Annotated in this window: 17 protein-coding genes and 2 riboswitches; of the genes, 5 read left to right on the top strand and 12 right to left on the bottom strand. The window is 69.6% G+C overall.

The genetic code is table 11. The annotated features are described in order from the left end of the window. Window positions 1-12 precede the first annotated feature (12 nt). Entirely contained in the window at window positions 13-1,668 is a 1,656-nt protein-coding gene (locus H4W30_RS03895) for a glutamate--tRNA ligase (protein ID WP_192741524.1), read from the top strand. Window positions 1,669-1,771: 103 nt separating this feature from the next. Here the strand turns inward: H4W30_RS03895 and H4W30_RS03890 are convergent, their stop codons facing one another. Together H4W30_RS03890 and H4W30_RS03885 are read right to left on the bottom strand one after the other, a co-directional pair. Next, complete coding sequence (locus H4W30_RS03890) at window positions 1,772-2,485, bottom strand: hypothetical protein (RefSeq protein WP_192741523.1); 714 nt, start codon at window positions 2,483-2,485, stop codon at window positions 1,772-1,774. Window positions 2,486-2,500: 15 nt separating this feature from the next. After that, on the bottom strand, window positions 2,501-3,322 hold the full coding sequence (locus tag H4W30_RS03885) for a hypothetical protein (protein WP_192741522.1): 822 nt from the start codon (window positions 3,320-3,322) through the stop codon (window positions 2,501-2,503). A 245-nt stretch (window positions 3,323-3,567) separates the two neighbouring features. On the opposite strand from H4W30_RS03885, the gene H4W30_RS03880 reads away from it, so the two are divergent. Further along, window positions 3,568-3,792 carry a hypothetical protein gene (locus H4W30_RS03880; RefSeq protein WP_192741521.1) on the top strand — a complete coding sequence of 75 codons (225 nt, stop codon included), beginning with the start codon at window positions 3,568-3,570 and terminating at the stop codon, window positions 3,790-3,792. 4 nt (window positions 3,793-3,796) lie between these two features. On the opposite strand, the gene H4W30_RS03875 is transcribed toward H4W30_RS03880, so the two are convergent. The 4 genes from H4W30_RS03875 to H4W30_RS03860 all read right to left on the bottom strand — a co-directional run bounded on the left by H4W30_RS03875 (window position 3,797) and on the right by H4W30_RS03860 (window position 5,907). Continuing rightward, window positions 3,797-4,030, bottom strand: coding sequence for a hypothetical protein (locus H4W30_RS03875; RefSeq protein ID WP_192741520.1), 234 nt, complete (start codon window positions 4,028-4,030; stop codon window positions 3,797-3,799). Between the two features lie 146 nt (window positions 4,031-4,176). Beyond that, a complete protein-coding gene (locus tag H4W30_RS03870) occupies window positions 4,177-4,473 on the bottom strand; it encodes a hypothetical protein (protein ID WP_192741519.1) in 297 nt (98 codons plus the stop codon). Between the two features lie 114 nt (window positions 4,474-4,587). After that, entirely contained in the window at window positions 4,588-5,166 is a 579-nt protein-coding gene (locus H4W30_RS03865) for a hypothetical protein (protein ID WP_192742417.1), read from the bottom strand. A 78-nt stretch (window positions 5,167-5,244) separates the two neighbouring features. Further along, a complete protein-coding gene (locus H4W30_RS03860) occupies window positions 5,245-5,907 on the bottom strand; it encodes a TetR/AcrR family transcriptional regulator (RefSeq protein ID WP_225948754.1) in 663 nt (220 codons plus the stop codon). Window positions 5,908-5,979: 72 nt separating this feature from the next. Here H4W30_RS03860 and H4W30_RS03855 point away from each other — a divergent pair, with 72 nt between their 5' ends. Together H4W30_RS03855 and H4W30_RS03850 are read left to right on the top strand one after the other, a co-directional pair. Beyond that, window positions 5,980-6,546, top strand: coding sequence for an SRPBCC family protein (locus H4W30_RS03855; RefSeq protein WP_192741518.1), 567 nt, complete (start codon window positions 5,980-5,982; stop codon window positions 6,544-6,546). Window positions 6,547-6,572: 26 nt separating this feature from the next. Further along, the gene (locus H4W30_RS03850) at window positions 6,573-6,929 is read left to right on the top strand and encodes a hypothetical protein (RefSeq protein ID WP_192741517.1); all 357 of its coding nucleotides are present in this window, start codon (window positions 6,573-6,575) and stop codon (window positions 6,927-6,929) included. Here H4W30_RS03850 and H4W30_RS03845 read toward each other — a convergent pair. The 6 genes from H4W30_RS03845 to H4W30_RS03820 are packed head-to-tail and all read right to left on the bottom strand — an operon-like array spanning window position 6,862 to window position 14,377. Then, window positions 6,862-7,731 carry an ECF transporter S component gene (locus H4W30_RS03845; protein WP_192742415.1) on the bottom strand — a complete coding sequence of 290 codons (870 nt, stop codon included), beginning with the start codon at window positions 7,729-7,731 and terminating at the stop codon, window positions 6,862-6,864. The two genes, H4W30_RS03850 and H4W30_RS03845, sit on opposite strands and share 68 nt — an antisense overlap. Before the next feature lie 5 nt (window positions 7,732-7,736). Beyond that, a complete protein-coding gene (locus tag H4W30_RS03840; RefSeq protein WP_192741516.1) occupies window positions 7,737-9,332 on the bottom strand; it encodes an ABC transporter ATP-binding protein in 1,596 nt (531 codons plus the stop codon). After that, window positions 9,329-10,441 carry an energy-coupling factor transporter transmembrane component T gene (locus H4W30_RS03835; RefSeq protein WP_192741515.1) on the bottom strand — a complete coding sequence of 371 codons (1,113 nt, stop codon included), beginning with the start codon at window positions 10,439-10,441 and terminating at the stop codon, window positions 9,329-9,331. Before H4W30_RS03835 ends, H4W30_RS03840 begins: the two co-directional genes overlap by 4 nt. Continuing rightward, the gene (locus H4W30_RS03830) at window positions 10,441-11,343 is read right to left on the bottom strand and encodes an ABC transporter substrate-binding protein (protein WP_318780524.1); all 903 of its coding nucleotides are present in this window, start codon (window positions 11,341-11,343) and stop codon (window positions 10,441-10,443) included. Before H4W30_RS03830 ends, H4W30_RS03835 begins: the two co-directional genes overlap by 1 nt. Window positions 11,344-11,357: 14 nt before the next feature. Then, complete coding sequence (locus H4W30_RS03825) at window positions 11,358-11,936, bottom strand: flagellar hook-length control protein FliK (RefSeq protein WP_192741513.1); 579 nt, start codon at window positions 11,934-11,936, stop codon at window positions 11,358-11,360. Further along, window positions 11,933-14,377: a hypothetical protein gene (locus H4W30_RS03820; RefSeq protein WP_192741512.1), complete on the bottom strand. Its 2,445-nt coding sequence runs from the start codon at window positions 14,375-14,377 to the stop codon at window positions 11,933-11,935. The genes H4W30_RS03825 and H4W30_RS03820 overlap by 4 nt, the downstream gene beginning before the upstream one ends. A gap of 89 nt (window positions 14,378-14,466) precedes the next feature. Further along, a riboswitch (cobalamin riboswitch) is annotated at window positions 14,467-14,534 on the bottom strand. 136 nt (window positions 14,535-14,670) lie between these two features. Further along, window positions 14,671-14,796: riboswitch (cobalamin riboswitch) on the top strand. Window positions 14,797-14,828: 32 nt separating this feature from the next. Here H4W30_RS03820 and H4W30_RS03815 point away from each other — a divergent pair. Beyond that, on the top strand, window positions 14,829-15,833 hold the full coding sequence (locus tag H4W30_RS03815; protein ID WP_225948753.1) for a prenyltransferase/squalene oxidase repeat-containing protein: 1,005 nt from the start codon (window positions 14,829-14,831) through the stop codon (window positions 15,831-15,833). The last annotated feature ends 81 nt before the right edge of the window (window positions 15,834-15,914 follow it).

Here is a 15,914-nt window from a genome sequence, read left to right as displayed (position 1 = left end):
ATCTGAACCGCCATGCTGGACCGAGCAGTCATCGACGCCCTCTTCCCCGCCGACCTGCCCGAGCCCGAGCACTGGGAACAGCGTTACCCCGCCCGCGAGCTCCCCGAGGGCGCCCTGGTCACCCGGTTCGGCCCCTCGCCGACCGGGTTCGTCCACATCGGCGGCGTCTACGTCGCCACCATCGACCAGGACGTCGCCCGCCGCAGCGGCGGCCGCTACCTCGTCCGGGTCGAGGACACCGACCGGTCCCGCGAGGTCGAAGGCGCCATCGAGCAGTTCGAGCGCGGTTTCGCCTACTTCGATCTCGCCGCCGACGAGGACATCCACCGCGGCGGCGACTACGGCCCGTACCAGCAGTCCGAGCGCGAGCAGATCTACCTGACCTACGTCCGTCACCTGCTCCGCACCGGGCGCGCGTACCTCGACTTCGCCACCAAGGACGAACTGGCGGCGATCACCGCCCGCCAGCAGGCGACGAAGCTGCCGACCGGCTACTACGGCTCGTGGGCCATCTGGCGCGACGCCGACCCCGCCGACGTCCAGGCCAAGCTCGACGCCGGCGACCCGTACGTCGTGCGGTTCCGCGCGCCCGACGACACCGGCGCCCGCGCCCGGTTCACCGACGCCATCCGCGGCCCGCTGGAGGCCGAGGCCAACCGCAACGACGTCGTCATCCTCAAGAGCTCCGACCAGAGCCCCCGGCTGCCGACCTACCACTTCGCGCACGCCGTCGACGACCACCTCATGCGCGTCAACCTGGTCATCCGCGGCGACGAGTGGATCTCGTCGGTGCCGGTGCACCAGCAGCTGTTCGACGCGCTCGGTTTCGAGCCGATCACGTACGCGCATATCGCGCCGCTGATGAAGCAGGAGGGCGGCAGCAAGCGCAAGCTGTCGAAGCGCAAGGACCCGGAAGCGAGCGTCGACTTCTACATCGAGTCCGGCTACCCCACCAAGGCCGTCCTCTACTACCTGCGCGGCCTCGCCAACGGACGGCTCGCCGAGATGCCGCTCGACCAGGCGCTGGCCGAGCCGATCAAGCTCGAGGAATGCGGTGTCGCCGGCCCGCTGGTCGACCTGGTCAAACTCGACGACATCTCGGCCGACCACATCGCCACGCTGACCGGCGCCGAGATCCTCGAAGAGGTCCGCGGCTGGGCGGAGCGGTTCGACCCCGAGCTGCGGACCGTCCTCGACGCCGAGCCGGAGCTCGCCCTCCGCGCGCTCGCCGTCGAGCGTGACGGCGCCGAGAACCCGCGCAAGGACCTGAAGAAGTGGAGCGAGTTCCGCGCCGTCTACGGCTTCTTCTTCCCGCAGCTGCACGCTGCCGTCGCGAGCGCCGCCGACGAGCGGATCGCCGCCCTCGGTGTCGACGCCGAGGTCGTCCGGGCCGTGGCACGGGACTTCGTCGAGAACTACCAGCAGCTCGACGACGGCCAGGAATGGTTCCAGCAGATCCGCGAGGTCGCGGCGAAGCACGGCTTCGCGAAGAACGCCAAGGAGTTCAAGAAGAACCCCGAAGGCTTCCCAGGCTCCATTCGCGAGGCGTCGCAGATCATCCGGATCGCGATCACGGGCTCGACCCGGAGCCCGGACCTGCACGCGATCACCCAGGCGCTGGGGCGCGAGGAGACGCTGGGCCGGTTCTCCGGCCTCGTCGCCGAGTGACCCGGTACCGGGTGCGCCTTGCCCGCCTGTAGTACGTGAAGGCCCCCTTCATTGCGCCTGGCGCAATGAAGGGGGCCTTCACGTACTTGGGGCCCGGGGCCACTCACGAAGCGGGCAGGAACTGGTCGTAGAAGGCCGTCTTGACCGCGACGACCGCCTGCTCCGTCTCCCGGAACCGCTCCCGCGCCTCGCTCGAGTCGATCAGTTGCACGAGCCGTAAGCCGAGCTGATCGGAATGGGTGAGCGAAAGCGGGGACGCGGCGGCGAGCGGGCGGGACTTCGCGTCGTGCACGTGGTGCGGGTAGTAGAAGACGGACTTGCCGCCGAGCACCGGGCCGATCCGGCGCCACAGTTCGCCGTACTCGACCGAGACCAGCACCTCGCCCCAGAAGCGCAGGATGGTCAGCAGTTCGACGTCGGCGTACTTCGAGTCGCCCGCCGAGGCGATCAGCTCCATGGTGGTGTCGACGCAGGCCGTCGTGGCCAGTGACCTCCGCGACCGCACCAGCGCTTCCCGCGGGACGCCCAGCGCGAGGATGTCCGCCATCAGGTCCTCGCGGTGCGAAGGTGTGCTGCCGGGCGAAGTGTTGTCCGGGTACTCCTCGCGGATGATGACACGGGCGATCCGTTTGGACTGCTCGTCGGTGAGCAGGTCGATCGCCAGGTCGTAGGCCATGGTGAAGGCCAGCGACAGGAACCGCCGCTGCAGCAGGACGGCGTGCAGGTCCTCCGGCGAGAGCTCGGTGACGCCGCGCAGCGCCGGGTGCCGCCGGAACCGCTCGATCAAACCGTCTTCGTACTCGTCGAGTTCGCGCATCACTACACCTCTTGCTCAGAAACGGATCATGTCGATGCTTCGGTTCCAGTCGGCGAGGTCCACGTCGCGGCCGATGTCCCACAACGTGTCGAGCTCGCGCTGGATCTGTTCGCCGAGCACGGTGTCGTGCGTGCCCTCGATCTCGAACTGCGGCGAGTCGATCGCCAGCTGGCCGTGCAGGAACATGCTGACCAGGTAGCGCCCGTCGGCCCGGTACACCGAGACCGAGGCCTGCGAGTTGAACACCCGCACCTTCAGGTTGGCCTGACGTTTCGCCAGCCGCCGGTGCAGGCGGGCGAGGGTCTCCAGGCAGTCCACGATCCCCGTGCTCACGAAGGTCTTGCCCGCACCGTCGCTCCGGTCCAACGCCGCTTCGCGCAACCCCACCAGCATCGAGTTCGGGTGCAGCAGCATGATGCGCACCTGGGCGCGCCGGTCGACGATCGCGGCTTCCAGTTCCTTTTCCAGTCGTTGCAGATTGGGGATCCAGGTGTTCAGGATCGTCACCTGTTTCGCCTTCGCGATATGCGCCGCGAACTCGTCGTCCGGAAAGCGTTTGTGGACTTCGACCACGCCGCCGTAGTGCGAACGGCGTTGGCTCGCGGCGATGGTGTCGATGTCGAGGCCGGCGAGCCGGGCGCGGATGTCTTCCAGTGCGCGCAACGGGGTCAGCTCGATGAGCAGCACCACGACCACTCCGCTGACCATGATCAGCGTCAGCGTGGAGATGCCCTTCGGCGCCACTTTGTCCAGCAGGCCGAGCTGTTCCGCGATCCCGACCGCGAAGCCGACCACCGCCAACCCGCCGAGACTGAGCAATTCGAGCCAGCGACGCATTCTGCGGAGCATTCACCCTCCGGGATCCGGTGACCTTGGCTCTTATGTTCCCACGATGAGAGAGACCCCTGTGATCGGGGTCACCACCTTTCGTGTGACGCCTTTTGCTCCGCGGAATTCACGCGAAGAATCGAATCCGGCGCGGGAATCCGCAGCACGAAGGGCGCACGTCACAGGGACGGCGTGAAACGCGCGGACACCGACAGACGACTTACCCGGTACGCAAGTAGGGAAAGTTGTGGTCGATGAGCGCTGATCGCGTTGTCCAGCTGCGCTGGGAACCTCGCCGCGTGGCCGAGGACGGCGGCGCGGCGTTGTCCTACCCCGGAATCTCCGTCGTCCGGACCAGCCACGGTGAAGTCGTCGACCGCGTTTGGGTGCCGGTCGGGGAAGAACCGACCTACGCCGACGACGAGGCCTTGATCGCCGCCCTGCGCGCCGCCTGGTGCTGGACGAGGCCTGCCGCGTGACTCCCTATTCGTCACCCGCCCGGTATTTGCGCTGGTGCTCCTCGTCCTGCTCACGCGGCGACTTTTCCGTCCAGCGCCCGTGGACGAGGTCGTTCTCCGTGTAGTCGGCACGTCGCGAGGCCCAGCCCGGCAACATGAATTTGCGTGTCCCGCCCCGGCCTCGGTCGCGCAGGTCGGTGATGACGGCGACGCCGATCACCAACACGAGAATTCCGAGGGCTATCCAGATTCCGACCATGGTCCGCTCCCCCGCAGATCAGTCAGTTTCGACCAGACTAGCGGTGAACGACGGCCAGGTGGGTCTCATTTACACCAGCGAAAGGCGCGAACATGACGGTGCCCGGCGCCCGCGAGGTTTCGCGGACACCGGGCACCGAGGGCGGTTCAGCCCCGGGCGTTCGGGTCGATCACGTCGCCGGCCAGCCCGGTGGCGGCGTCACCGAGGGCACCGGTGGAGTCGACGACACCCTGACCGGCCGCGGTGGCCGAGTCGACGGCGTCCTGGCCCGCGGTGGTGGCGCTTTCGGCGAGCCCCTGGCCGGTCTCGGCCAATCCGCCGGCGGACTGGGTGACCTGGTCGGCGGCGCCGGAAAGGTCGACGCCGGTCAGTTCGCCGACCTTGTCGCCCGCGCCACCCAGCAACTCGGCGGCCTTTTCCTTCAGCGAGTCGAACAGGCTCATCTGGGGTACTCCTCAAATCGGTCGTGCGCAGGCGGCTGAACGTTCACCGTACAGGACAAAACGGGCACGGGGCGCGACCATCACCGCTCCGGACAGGTGAATACCGAGGAGTGTTCAGAGGCAGGGCGGCCGGTAGCGGTCGATCGAGAGGCCGCGGAAATCGAGCCGGTTCGGCGTTTTGCCGACGAAGACCAGGCCACGCGCCTCGGTCAGCGCCGAGGCGAAGGAGTACCCGGGCGTCCCCAGTTCGGGCAGTGTCGTCCAGGCCTCCGCCTTGAAGCTGAAGAACTTCTTCACGAGCTTCCCGCCAGTCGACGGCACCTTCGTGAGCCACTTGTCGCCGCCGCTCCATTTCGAGGCGGGACGCAGCTGGACGTAGAGGTCGTCGGTCGCGCTGTAGGTCATCCAGAAACCGGCGGATTTCGAAAGATCGGCCTGTGCTTCGAACCGATTCCCCAGCCAGACGACGACCACGTGCCATTCGGCGTTGAGGAAGTCCACCTTGGCCGCATACCCGCCGCGTTCGCGGACGAGCAGGCTGCCGGTCGGCGGCACCGTGGTGCCCTCACCGGAGGCGAGCCACTGCTGCAACCGGTCGATCGACGGGGTGGCGCATTCACAGCCGTGCCCGGCGGACGCGTTCGCCACGGCGCCGGGGCCGATCAGCGAGGCCAGGAGCATCGACGCGATCACCGCGAGCGTACGACCGAAAGGAACCCTGGATCCTTTGCGCATCCCCGGAAGTTAGCACAGCGGGCGCCGATGCCTCGCTCAGCGGGAATCGTCCTTTGTAGACAGACTGGTCAGCTCGGCGGCGAACAGCACGCCGGGGTCGAACCCCATCCCGGCGAAATGCCCGGCCAGCTCCAGCGACAGGACGCCGTGGATCCGGGTCCAGAACGTCACGGCGCGACGGAGGACCGCGGAGGACACCGGCAGTCCACCCGCCCAGTCGCGATGCTCCTCGACATGGCCGTCGAACGCCGTCGCCCGCCCGTCGTCCGGAGCCTCCGCGTGCACCCTGAGCAGTACGGCCATGATCTCGTTCGAGATCTCCGTGGTGTCGCCGGGCGCGCGATAGCCGGGAATCGGTGTCCCGTAGACGAACAGGTACCGCTGCGGATCCGCCAGCGCCCAATCCCTGATCGCGTAGGCGACTTCGGCCACGCCGCCGGACCCGGCCGCCGCCCGGACGACATCCGCGAGGCTTCGGTAGGCGTCCCGGACGAGGTCGGTGATCAGGTCGTCGCGACTGGGGAAGTACCGGTACAGCGCGGGGCCGCTCATGCCGACGTGTTTGGCGATCGCGTTGAGGGACAGCGCTGAGAGACCCGTTGTGCCCAGCTGTTCCCACGCGTACCGCTTGATCTCGGCGCACATCTGGGCCCGGTACCGCTCACGCGAAGTCTTCACGGCGACTCCCTCCAGGCTCATTCAGTTAGAGGGTATCACTTTTCCTATTGACACTCACGGTCGTGAGGTTATAGCTTCTAACTATCGCAATCAATGCTAACAAGGAGCTCGCATGACCTTCCGCCGTACCGCCGCCCTCGCGCTTCCCCCGCCCCGCTTTCGTGCCAGGGCAGGACCATCGACACGAAGGCCCCGATCCACTACCGGACCGAGGCACTGATCAACGCTCCCCTGAGCAAGATCTGGCGGCTTCAGACCGACGTCGAACGCTGGCCGTCCTGGCAGGAGCCGGTGCTGAGCAACGAACGCCTCGACCAGGGGCCGCTCCGCAAGAACTCGCGGTTCCGCTGGACCACGCCCGCGCCGCCGACGGCCACGACCCCCGCCACCACGCTGTCGATCACTTCGACCGTCCACCAGATCCGGCGCGGCGAATGCCTCCGCTGGAGAGGGCCCGCGGTCGGTGAAGGCCTCAGCATCGACAACGGCGTCCACGTCTGGACCTTCACCGAGGTCAAGGGCGGCGTGCTCGTCCGCACCGAGGAGAACTGGGCGGGCGCCCAGGTCGAGGCCGACGTGCCCACCGCGACGAAGTTCCTCGGCTGGGGCCTCGAAGCCTGGCTGAAGGATCTCAAGACCGCCGCCGAATCCCACTGCTGACCGCATTCCGAATCCTGGAGGAACCGATGTCCACCCAGACGCTCGACCGCGAAACCACCGTCCGCCGCTTCCCGCGTTCCGTCATCGTCTCGGCCTGGGCCGTGCCGGTCATGATCATCGGCCAGTTCGCGATGCTCGCCGTCGTCCCGGTCGCCCTGGTCCTGATCGGCACCCTGCGCGACACCCGGCTCAGGGCGCTCCGCTGGGGCGCGATCGCGCTCACGGCGGCTTACGCCACGCCCCTGGCGCTCTGGGCCATCGGCCCCGAACGCGCACAGAGCCTGTCCAAGGACATGCATCCCGTCTTCGCCGCGATCATCGTCGCCGTGGGAGTGGTGTTCGCCGTGGCCTGCCACGTCCTGCCCCGGAAGCGGGTTCGGTAAAGGAAGGAAGCACGCCGAAGGACGCCTTCCGCGAAGCCCGGCGCAACGTCGCGAGCACGGCGGGCCCCAGCACCAGGATCGCCACCGTGTTCGTGATCGCGCGGCCCGTGTCCCAGCCCGCCGTCGAGGTCAGCACGGTGAACACGGCGAACCGGTGCAGGTTCTCCAGCAGCGGGGCGCCGGGCACGTAGGAGATGTGCCCGTCGTGGTACGGCACCTCGGCGTCGGTGATGAACGGCCAGAACCACAGGTTCATCAGGAGCCCGAAGACGTACGCGACGAGGATCCCGTACCCCACCAGCATCGCGATCTCGGCTTTGCCGGTGACGCGGCGCGGCAGCAGTCCCGCGCCCATCCCGATCCACGCCGAGCACATCATCTGGAACGGCAGCCACGGTCCCACCCCGGCGGTCAGCAGCGCCGAAGCGAACATCGACGTGCAGCCCAGCACGAAACCGAAGCCGGGACCGAACACCCGTCCGGCCAGCACCAGCAGGAAGAACACGGTCTCGATGCCCGCGGTCCCGGCGCCGAGCGGCCGCAGGGCGGCGTTCACCGCGGAAAGCACGCCGAGCATCGCGAGGGCCTTGGAATCCATGCCCCCTTCGGACATCTCGGCCAGCACGATGACGATCAGGATCGGCAGGATCCCGATGAACACGAACGGCGCGTCCGGGCCGTGCTGCATCGACTGCGGCTCGACGCGGACCAGCAGCGGCCAGACGAACATCATCAGCCCCGCGAGCGACGCGAGGCCGAGCACGGTCGCCGAGCGCGGGCCGAGCCGGACCGCCGGGGCCATCGTGGTCACGGGACCTCCTGCGGAAGCGCCGTTCGGACCTCTTCGACGGTGAGCCAAGGTTCGCCGAGGATCTTCGCGATCTGCGTGGCGAAGGCCGGGGAACCGCCGAGGACCTCGCCGGTCGGGCCGTCGGAGACGACCTCTCCCTCCGCCATCACGAGCACCCGGTGCGCGATCGTCGCGACGAACTCGACGTCGTGGGTGGCCACGACGATCGCCTTGCCCTCGGCCGTCAGCGAAGCGATCATCCGCGCCAGCGCCGCCTTCGCGGTGTAGTCGAGGCCGCGCGTCGGTTCGTCCAGCAGCATGATCCGCGGGGCGGCCGACAGCTGCACGGCGAGCACCAGCGCGAGACGCTGTCCCTCGGACAGGTCACGCGGATGCGACGCGGGATCGATACCCGGAGCGAGCCTGTCGAGCAGGCTCCGGCAATGCCCCGGCTCCGCACCGGATTCCGCGTCGGCGGCTTCGCATTCGGCGGCGACCGTCTGGAGGTACAGCAGGTCGCTCGCGGTCTGCGGCACCATGCCGACGAGTGCCCGGGCCGCGGCGCTGCTCAGCGTCTTCGGGTCCTTGCCATCGACGGTGACCTTGCCGCCCTGGCGGGGCCCTGAACCCTGCACCGCCCACAGCAGCGACGACTTGCCGGAGCCGTTGCGCCCCATCATCGCCAGCACCTCGCCGGCGCGCAGCGACAGGTCGACCTCCCGCACCGCCACCTTCGGCCCGTACCGCACGACCACCCCGGAAGCCGTCATCAGCTCTTCGCCGACGGTGGTGCTACGCGCGGCGGGCGTCCCGAGGGTCAGCGACGAAGCGCGCCGCCGGGCGTCACGGACCGACATCGGCAGCGGATCCCAGCCCGCCAACCGTCCCAAGTGGACGATCGGCGGCGCGATGGGCATGTCCTTCAACACTTCCGGCGGTGTCCCGTCGATCACTCCCCCGGTGCCGGGAACGTGGATCATCCGGTCCGCGAAGGGGATCACGCGTTCCATCCGGTGCTCGGCCATCAGCACCGTCGTGCCGAGGTCCTCCACCAGCCTGGCCAGCGTCGCGAGCACCTCCTCGGCCGCGGTCGGGTCCAGCGCCGACGTCGGTTCGTCCAGCACCAGCACCTTGGGGTGTGTGGTCAGCACCGAACCGATGGCCACCCGCTGCTGCTGCCCGCCGGACAGCGTCCGCAGCGCGCGCCTGCGCAGTTCCGCGATGCCGAGGAGGTCGAGGGTCTCCTCCACCCGGCGCCGCATCACCTGCGGGCTCAGGCCGAGCTGCTCCATGCCGTACGCGAGCTCGTCTTCGACCGTGTCGGTGACGAAGCCCGCGAGCGGGTCCTGGCCGACAACGCCGACCAGATGCGCGAACTCGCGCGGCGGCCGGGACCGCGTCGTCACGCCGTCGACGGACACCGTGCCCTCGAGGTGACCGCCGGTGAAATGCGGGACGAGACCGTTGATCGTGCCGAGCAGCGTCGACTTGCCCGCTCCCGTCCGGCCCGCGAACAGCACGAGTTCGCCTTCACCGATGGACAGCGTCACGTCGGACAGCACCGGTTCGGTGCGGCCGTGGTAGGTGAAGGAAACGTGGTCGAGTTCGATCATGCGCGGGCTTCTTCTTCTAGTGCGGCGTAAGGAGGTTCTGGGGCCGGGGTGAGGAAGGCGGGCAGCACGCCGGCCAGCACTCCGAGCAACGGCGCCCACGACAGCGGCGGCCAGGACAGGTCGATCAGTGACGGGTTCATGTTCATCGGGTTCACGCTGGAGGTCACGAACAGGGTCACCGCGACCCCGATGCCGCTGACGGCGACGACGATTTCCGGCAGGTGCCAGCGATCGGGCCGGTACCGCGTGCGCCGGACCCGCTTGCCCGCCGACCAGAAGCCGGCCAGCCCGATCACGACTCCCACCGAAAGCACCGGCGCGGCGAGGTAGCGGGGCGTGGAACCGTCCAAAGTGGCGTATACGCCGACGCAGACACCGAGCAGGCCGACGATCATCAGCGTTCCCGTGATCAGCCTGGTCCGTGCCCCGGCCGGTCCCGCCCGGCCGTAGCCGCGCGAGTCCATCGACGCGGCCAGCTGCAACGATCGCGAAAGCGCGTCCTCCAGTACCGGGATGAGGACGGTGTGCAGAGCCTTCATCTTCTTCTTCCCCGAACCGCCGCGCAGTTTGCGGGCCCGCCGGACCCGCAGCACGCTTTCGGCCAGCTGGGGGAACACCGACAGCGCGACGATCACCGCCGTGCCCACCTCGTACAACGCCGGCGGCATCGCCTTGAGCAGGCGTTTCGGGTTCGCGAGCGCGTTGGCCGCGCCGAGGCAGATCACCATCGCCGCCAGCCGCATCCCGTCGTAGAGCCCGCCCAGCAACGATTCCGCGGAGACGTCGCCGAAGAGGCGGATACCCGCCGCCCATTCCGGCAGCGGGATCTCGGGAAGCCGCAGGATGATCGTGGAGCCCTCGGCGCCACCGAACACGACGCGGAAGAACACGCGGATCGCGACGATGAACGCGCCGAGGTACAGGTAGAGCCGGAACGCCAGCGCCCACGGCGCCTCACCGCGCCGGGCCACGACGACGTACCCCGCGACCGCCACGATGGTCAGCAGCAGCCACGGGTTCGTCGTGCGGGTCGCGGCGACGGCGAGACCCAGCGCCCACACCCACCACGCGGCCGGATGCAGGTCGCGCGGCAGGAAGTAGGACGTCATCAGGCTCCTTGCGCGCGTTTGCGTCTGCGTGCCATCAGGAATCCCGCCAGGCACAACGCCAGTACCGCGGCGCCCGCCGCCCACGGCGCCCAGTCGCTGGCCCCGGACTCGCGTTCGATCGCCGCGTTGACGTCCTCGGCGTGCTCACCTCCGGTGAACGCGACGTTCCACGACGGGTCCGGTGCCTTCGGCCGCGCCGAGGCGCTCGGACGCGGTTTGGGCGGCGGCAGCGCGCCGGAACTCGGGCCCGCGGCACCCGGTTCCGCACCGGCCGTCGGCTGTGAACCGTCGGCCTGCGGACCGCCCCCTGGCAGCGGCCGCTGCTGCCGCTCGCCGGGATCGCCGGTGGCAGGCTTGGCTTCTTCGCGCTGCACGCACGGCCGTCCCTCGGTCCCCGGCCGCACGGCGGAGACGCGCGGGACCGGGTTGCTCTGAGCGGTGGCGTTCAAGGAGAACGACCAGCCCTCGAACCCGCCGGGGGTGAAGTCGCGGTTCTTGAGCCCCCACTGGCTGTAGTCCCACGCGCAGTTGTTCGAGGCGTGCCAGTAGGACCAGTAGGCCTGCGCAGGAGGCGTGTCGACACACGGCTCCCGGTACTCCCCGCGGCCGCTGACCGGGATGTTCTCGGCCGCGGACGGGCGATTCTCGATCCGGCAGACGAACGACTCGCCCCAGCGCTGCACTCCGGCGATCTGGAAACCGGCGCCCTTGAGCGCGTCCAGGCCGGTGCCGCGCGTGGTCTGGGGGTTGCAGCGGACGATGGCCGTGCCGCCGAGTTGCTGAAAGTCCACCACCACGGTGACCCCGGTGTCGTCCTTGCAGAACCCGGGATATCCCTTGCCCTGGTCCACGGCGTGCGCGGAAGGTGCCGTGGCGGCGATCAGGAAGACCGCCGCCACCACGGGAAGGAGCCTCCTCACGGGATGGCCGGGTTCCTCGGCGTGACCCCGGGCGGCGGGTTGGTCGCCGCCGACTTGTTCAGCGAGAACGACCAGCCTTCGAAGCCGCCGGGGGTCACGTTCCGGTTGACCGCGCCGGAGGTGCTGTAGGTCCAGGTCGAGCCGGAACCGTCCGCGTGCCAGTAACCCCAGTACGCGCCGGTGGGCGGAGTGGTGACGCACGCCTCCTTGTAGTTCGGGTTGGTCGACAGCGGAAGGGTCTCCGTCGCGGACGGGCGGCCTTCCACGCGGCAGACGAAAGCGAGCCCCCAGCGTGCGGTGCCGGCGACCGCGATTCCCGCGTCCTGCAAGGCCTTGATACCCGTGCGGGCGGTGCCCGGCGCGGCGTTGGGCGAGCAGCGGGTGATCGTCGGCGCGGTGGTCCCGCCGTTACCGTCCAGCTCCTGGAAATCGACGACGACGGTGACGCCGGTGAGCGCGTCGGGGCCGGTGCAGATCCCGTTGTAGCCCTTGGTGGTGTCGACCGCGTTCGCGGGTGCGGCGGAAAGCCCGATCAGTCCGATGAGGACGGACGTGACGGCGAGCAGTCTCTTCATGGTGTTGCCCCCTTTTTCTTGGTGAAACGGCGAAGTACGAAAACCAGGGCGAGCGCGGTGAGCAGCAGCAGGACGGCCAGCCCAGCGAGCCCCCAGATCAGCCACGAGGGCGGGGAGTCGGACTGTTCCGCGGCCAGTACCGGAGCGGCGGCCGGATCCGACTCGGTCAGCGGCAGCCGGATCGCGGGCGAGAGCGGTGAATCCGCCGCGGTCAGCCAAGAGCGGCCCGCGACTCCTTGCGCGGCGGCCAGACTGGTCGCGAAATCGGTCTCCCCGGCGGATCCCTTGGCCAAACCGCCGTCGGCTCGGACCAGCTTGCCCAGTGACCGCGCGGTTCCGCTCGCGTCCAGGCCGGCGGTCTGCCGAGCGGCGGCGACGGCGGCGCTCAGCGCGACGTCCGGCTCTCCGCCCTCCCCGGTGACGATGCCCTCGCCGGTCGGCCGGACGCCGAGCGCGTCCACCGCGGTGACGAACGCCGACACGCGCCGCTCGCTCCAACCGTCCGGGCGCCTGGACGTGGGCGCGGCGTCGGTATGCGGACGGGCGGCCAGCGCGGTGACCGCGGCGGCGGTCGCGGCGAGGTCGCCCGAACCGCATTCCACGGTGTCGAGATGCTTCGGGAAGGTTCCGTCGGCGCACTGACGCGAAAGGAGCAGTTCGACCGCGGGTCCGGGATCGGCCGCGGTGGCGAGCACCGCCCAAGAGTGCCGCTCGACGGTCTCGTCGGCGTCGGCGAACGATCCGGTGTCGGTGAACTCGCCGTCGGTGCCGCGCAACTTCACCAGATCGTCGCGCAGTTGCCCGGCGGCATCCGACTTCGCGAACTCGGCGACGAGCACGAGTTTCGCGAGCGGCTCGGCATACGACGCCTCGCCTTGCTCATACGGCGCGCCGTGGGCATAGGCCCGCACGGCTTCCGGCTTCAGCAGGAACTGCGACGCGCGGGCGACCGCGTCCGGCTGCTGGTCCAGCGCTCGCAGGGCCAGCACCACGTCGGCGGTGGCGTCGTAGTCGACGTAGGTCTTGCCGTCCTCGGCCACCTCGACGTGGTCGCCGCCGGCGAGCCGGTTCGCCAGGTAGGCGCCGAGGCGGGCGGCTGGTGTGGCGCTGTCCGGGATGGCGATCGTGGCCGGTGGCTGGACGGCGGTGGACGCCCTGGGCGTGCCTGCCTTCTTGGGTCTGGGCGGCGGCGTCACCGCGGTCGTGATGGTGGTCGCTGTGGGAGCCGGGGCGACGTTGGCCGGCGGCCGGACGTCACCCTTCGCGAGTGCGTAGAAGCCGACCTGCGCCAACCCGAGCGAAGCCTGGGCACCCGCGCGGATCCAGGTGTCGAGCCCGCTGATCCCCGAAGTGCGCGCGGCCTCGTAGGTGGCGGGGTTGTAGGCGATCGCGCCGAGTTCGCCCGCGAGCTTGGTGCCGGAGTCGGCGGCGTTCGCCTGTGCGGATTTGAGGTACCGCACGCCCTTGTCCACCGCCGCGTCGGCGCCGCCCGCGTCGGCGAGGGCCTGGACGACCAGGCCGGTGCTGTTGGTGTTCGGCGCCTCGGTGCTGACCCCGCCGCCCCAGCCGCCGCCGGGGTCCTGGTTCGCCTTGAGCCAGGAGACGGTCTTGGCGATCGGCGCGTCGAGTCCGGTCGCGCCCGCCTTCCGTGCGGCCAGCAGCGCCGAGAGCCCGAGACCGGTGGCGTCGCCGTCGGTCGGGGAACGGCCGAGCGGCTTGCCCTCGTCGCAGGTCGAAAGCTTGTGGCCGCTCGGGGTGACGTGGTCGCCGGTCTCCTCCGTCGCGATGTATTCGAACACGAGGCGGAAGTAGCCCTCGGAACACTGCTGGGTCAGCAGCTTGTCGATGGCGATCCGGTCGTTCTCGCCCGCCACGGCGAGCCCGATGACGCCGAGCGCCTGGCCGAACGTGTTCGCGTCGTTGTTCACCGCGCCGGTGCGTTCCGGATCTTTGGAGTAGTCGCTGATCCGGCCCTTGTCGGGGCCGTTGCGCATGATCGCGGCGTGGGTCTCGGCGACCAGGTCGTGGCCGTCGAAGCTCCGGGCGTTACGGCCGGCGACCTGGGCGGCGACCAGCGTCTTGGCCAGCGAGCCGCCGACGACGACCTTGTCGAATCCAGGTACGGGAACGAGCTTGTCCCAGGTGAAGTAGTCGCTCGCGTGACCTTCGTCGTCGAGGAACCTCATGATCGGCTCGGCCTTGGCGCCGTCGCCCGACGCGTACAGCGCGAAAAGCACGTCGAGCATCAGGCCGTGGTCGGGCAGTTCGCCGCCGAGGGGGTTCTCGATCGTGCCGTCCGGCTTCAGCTTCGTCGCGAGCCAGCGGGAATTCGCCTTCGCGGCGCCGGGATCGTTCCCGGCGATGGCCGTCCCGGTGAGCAGTGCGGCGACCACGCCGAGGCTGACGGCGAACGCCGTCGCGGCCAGGTACCCGCGGCGCATGACTCCTCCTTGCGGCGTGACGGAGGACGGCGCGGGACGCCGCGGTCACCCCTGTTTATCGCGACAGTGGTTCGTGCATCCGCCCGTTCGGTATCCCGGCTCGCCCTGGTGAAGGGCCTACGGTTGCGCGACAGCGCCGGATTTCGACCGGCTTCCCCGTCACGGGCGGCGGTGTTCTGTTGTCGAGCGAGGCGAGGTTAACACTCGATCACCTCCGGCAGGCACCGCTGACCAGGTCGGTCACCAGGATCACACCGGCCCTTCGCGCCCGGCGGTACCCGGGCGCTCGCCGGGGATGAGATTCTTCGGTTCGTCCGATTCAGCGCGGTCGTGGGGGAAGTCCGGTGAGAGTCCGGCGCTGTCCCGCAACGGTGTGCCTCCAGGCGAGCCCGGTCACCCACGTCGCGCGGTGTCACCGACTCCTGTCGTGGAAATGCGGGAAAGGGTTCTCATGAGACGTTTGGTTTTCGCTGTCGCCATGCTGTGCGGGCTCGGGCTGGTCGCCGCTCCGGCGGCGGCCGCGGCCACCCACAACAAGGCGGACGCCGCCGCGGGCTGGCTCGCGAGGCAGATGACCGACGGGGAACGGTTCGAGGCCGACTTCGGCGGCCAGAAGTTCCCCGACCAGGGTTTGACGATCGACGCCATCTTCGCGTTCGCCGCGGCCGGGGTGTCGGACACGAACGCGGGCAAGGCGATCGTGTGGCTGGCGAAACCGGAGATCACCACGGCCTACGTCGGCGGTGGCACGGAGGCGTACGCGGGCGCGCACGCCAAGCTGCTGCTCGCCGCGCAGATCCGCGGCAAAGACTCGGCGTCGTTCGGCGGCGTCGATCTCAAGGCGGGCCTGCTCTCGCTGCTGACGCCGTCCGGCCGGTTCTCCGACCGGTCCGAATACGGCGACTACTCCAACGCCCTCTCGCAGTCGCTCGCCCTGCTGGCGCTGGACCGCACCGGCGAGGCGCCGGCGCAGGCCGTGGCGTTCCTCTCGGGCAGCCAGTGCCCGGACGGCGGTTTCCCGCTGAACTTCGGCGAAGCGACGTGCACGAGCGACGTCGACGCGACCGCGACCGTCGTCCAGGCCCTGCGCGCCACCGGTGACGCGGTGAACGCCGGCGAGGGCACCTCCTGGCTGGTCTCCAGGCAGCACCCGAACGGCGGCTTCGGTTTCGGCACCGACGCGCCGAACGCGAACAGCACCGGCCTCGCCGCGCAGGCGCTCGCCGGGCACCGCCCCGCCGCCGCGGTGAAGGCGCGGGAATTCCTGCGGTCGCTGCAGACCGGCTGCACCGGCGCCGAGCCGGACCGCGGCGCGATCGCCTACGACGCCACGGGCCTGAACCCGTCGACCGCCCCGCGCGCGACCGCGCAGGCGATCCTCGGCCTGGCCAGGGTTCCGCTGAGCGACCTGCACGGCGGCGGACGTCCTCAGGCCCCGGTCCTGGCCTGCGCGTAACTCGCGTGATCAGAGACGTAACTCGCGTGTTTGGAGGCGTAACTCGAGTGTTACGCCTCTGATCACGTGAGTTGCGGCTCC

Source organism: Amycolatopsis roodepoortensis (assembly GCF_014873915.1).
GTDB classification, from domain to species: Bacteria; Actinomycetota; Actinomycetes; order Mycobacteriales; family Pseudonocardiaceae; genus Amycolatopsis; species Amycolatopsis roodepoortensis.
The sequence above is the reverse complement of the archived record's forward strand: the minus strand, read 5'-3'. Positions and strand labels throughout refer to the sequence as shown.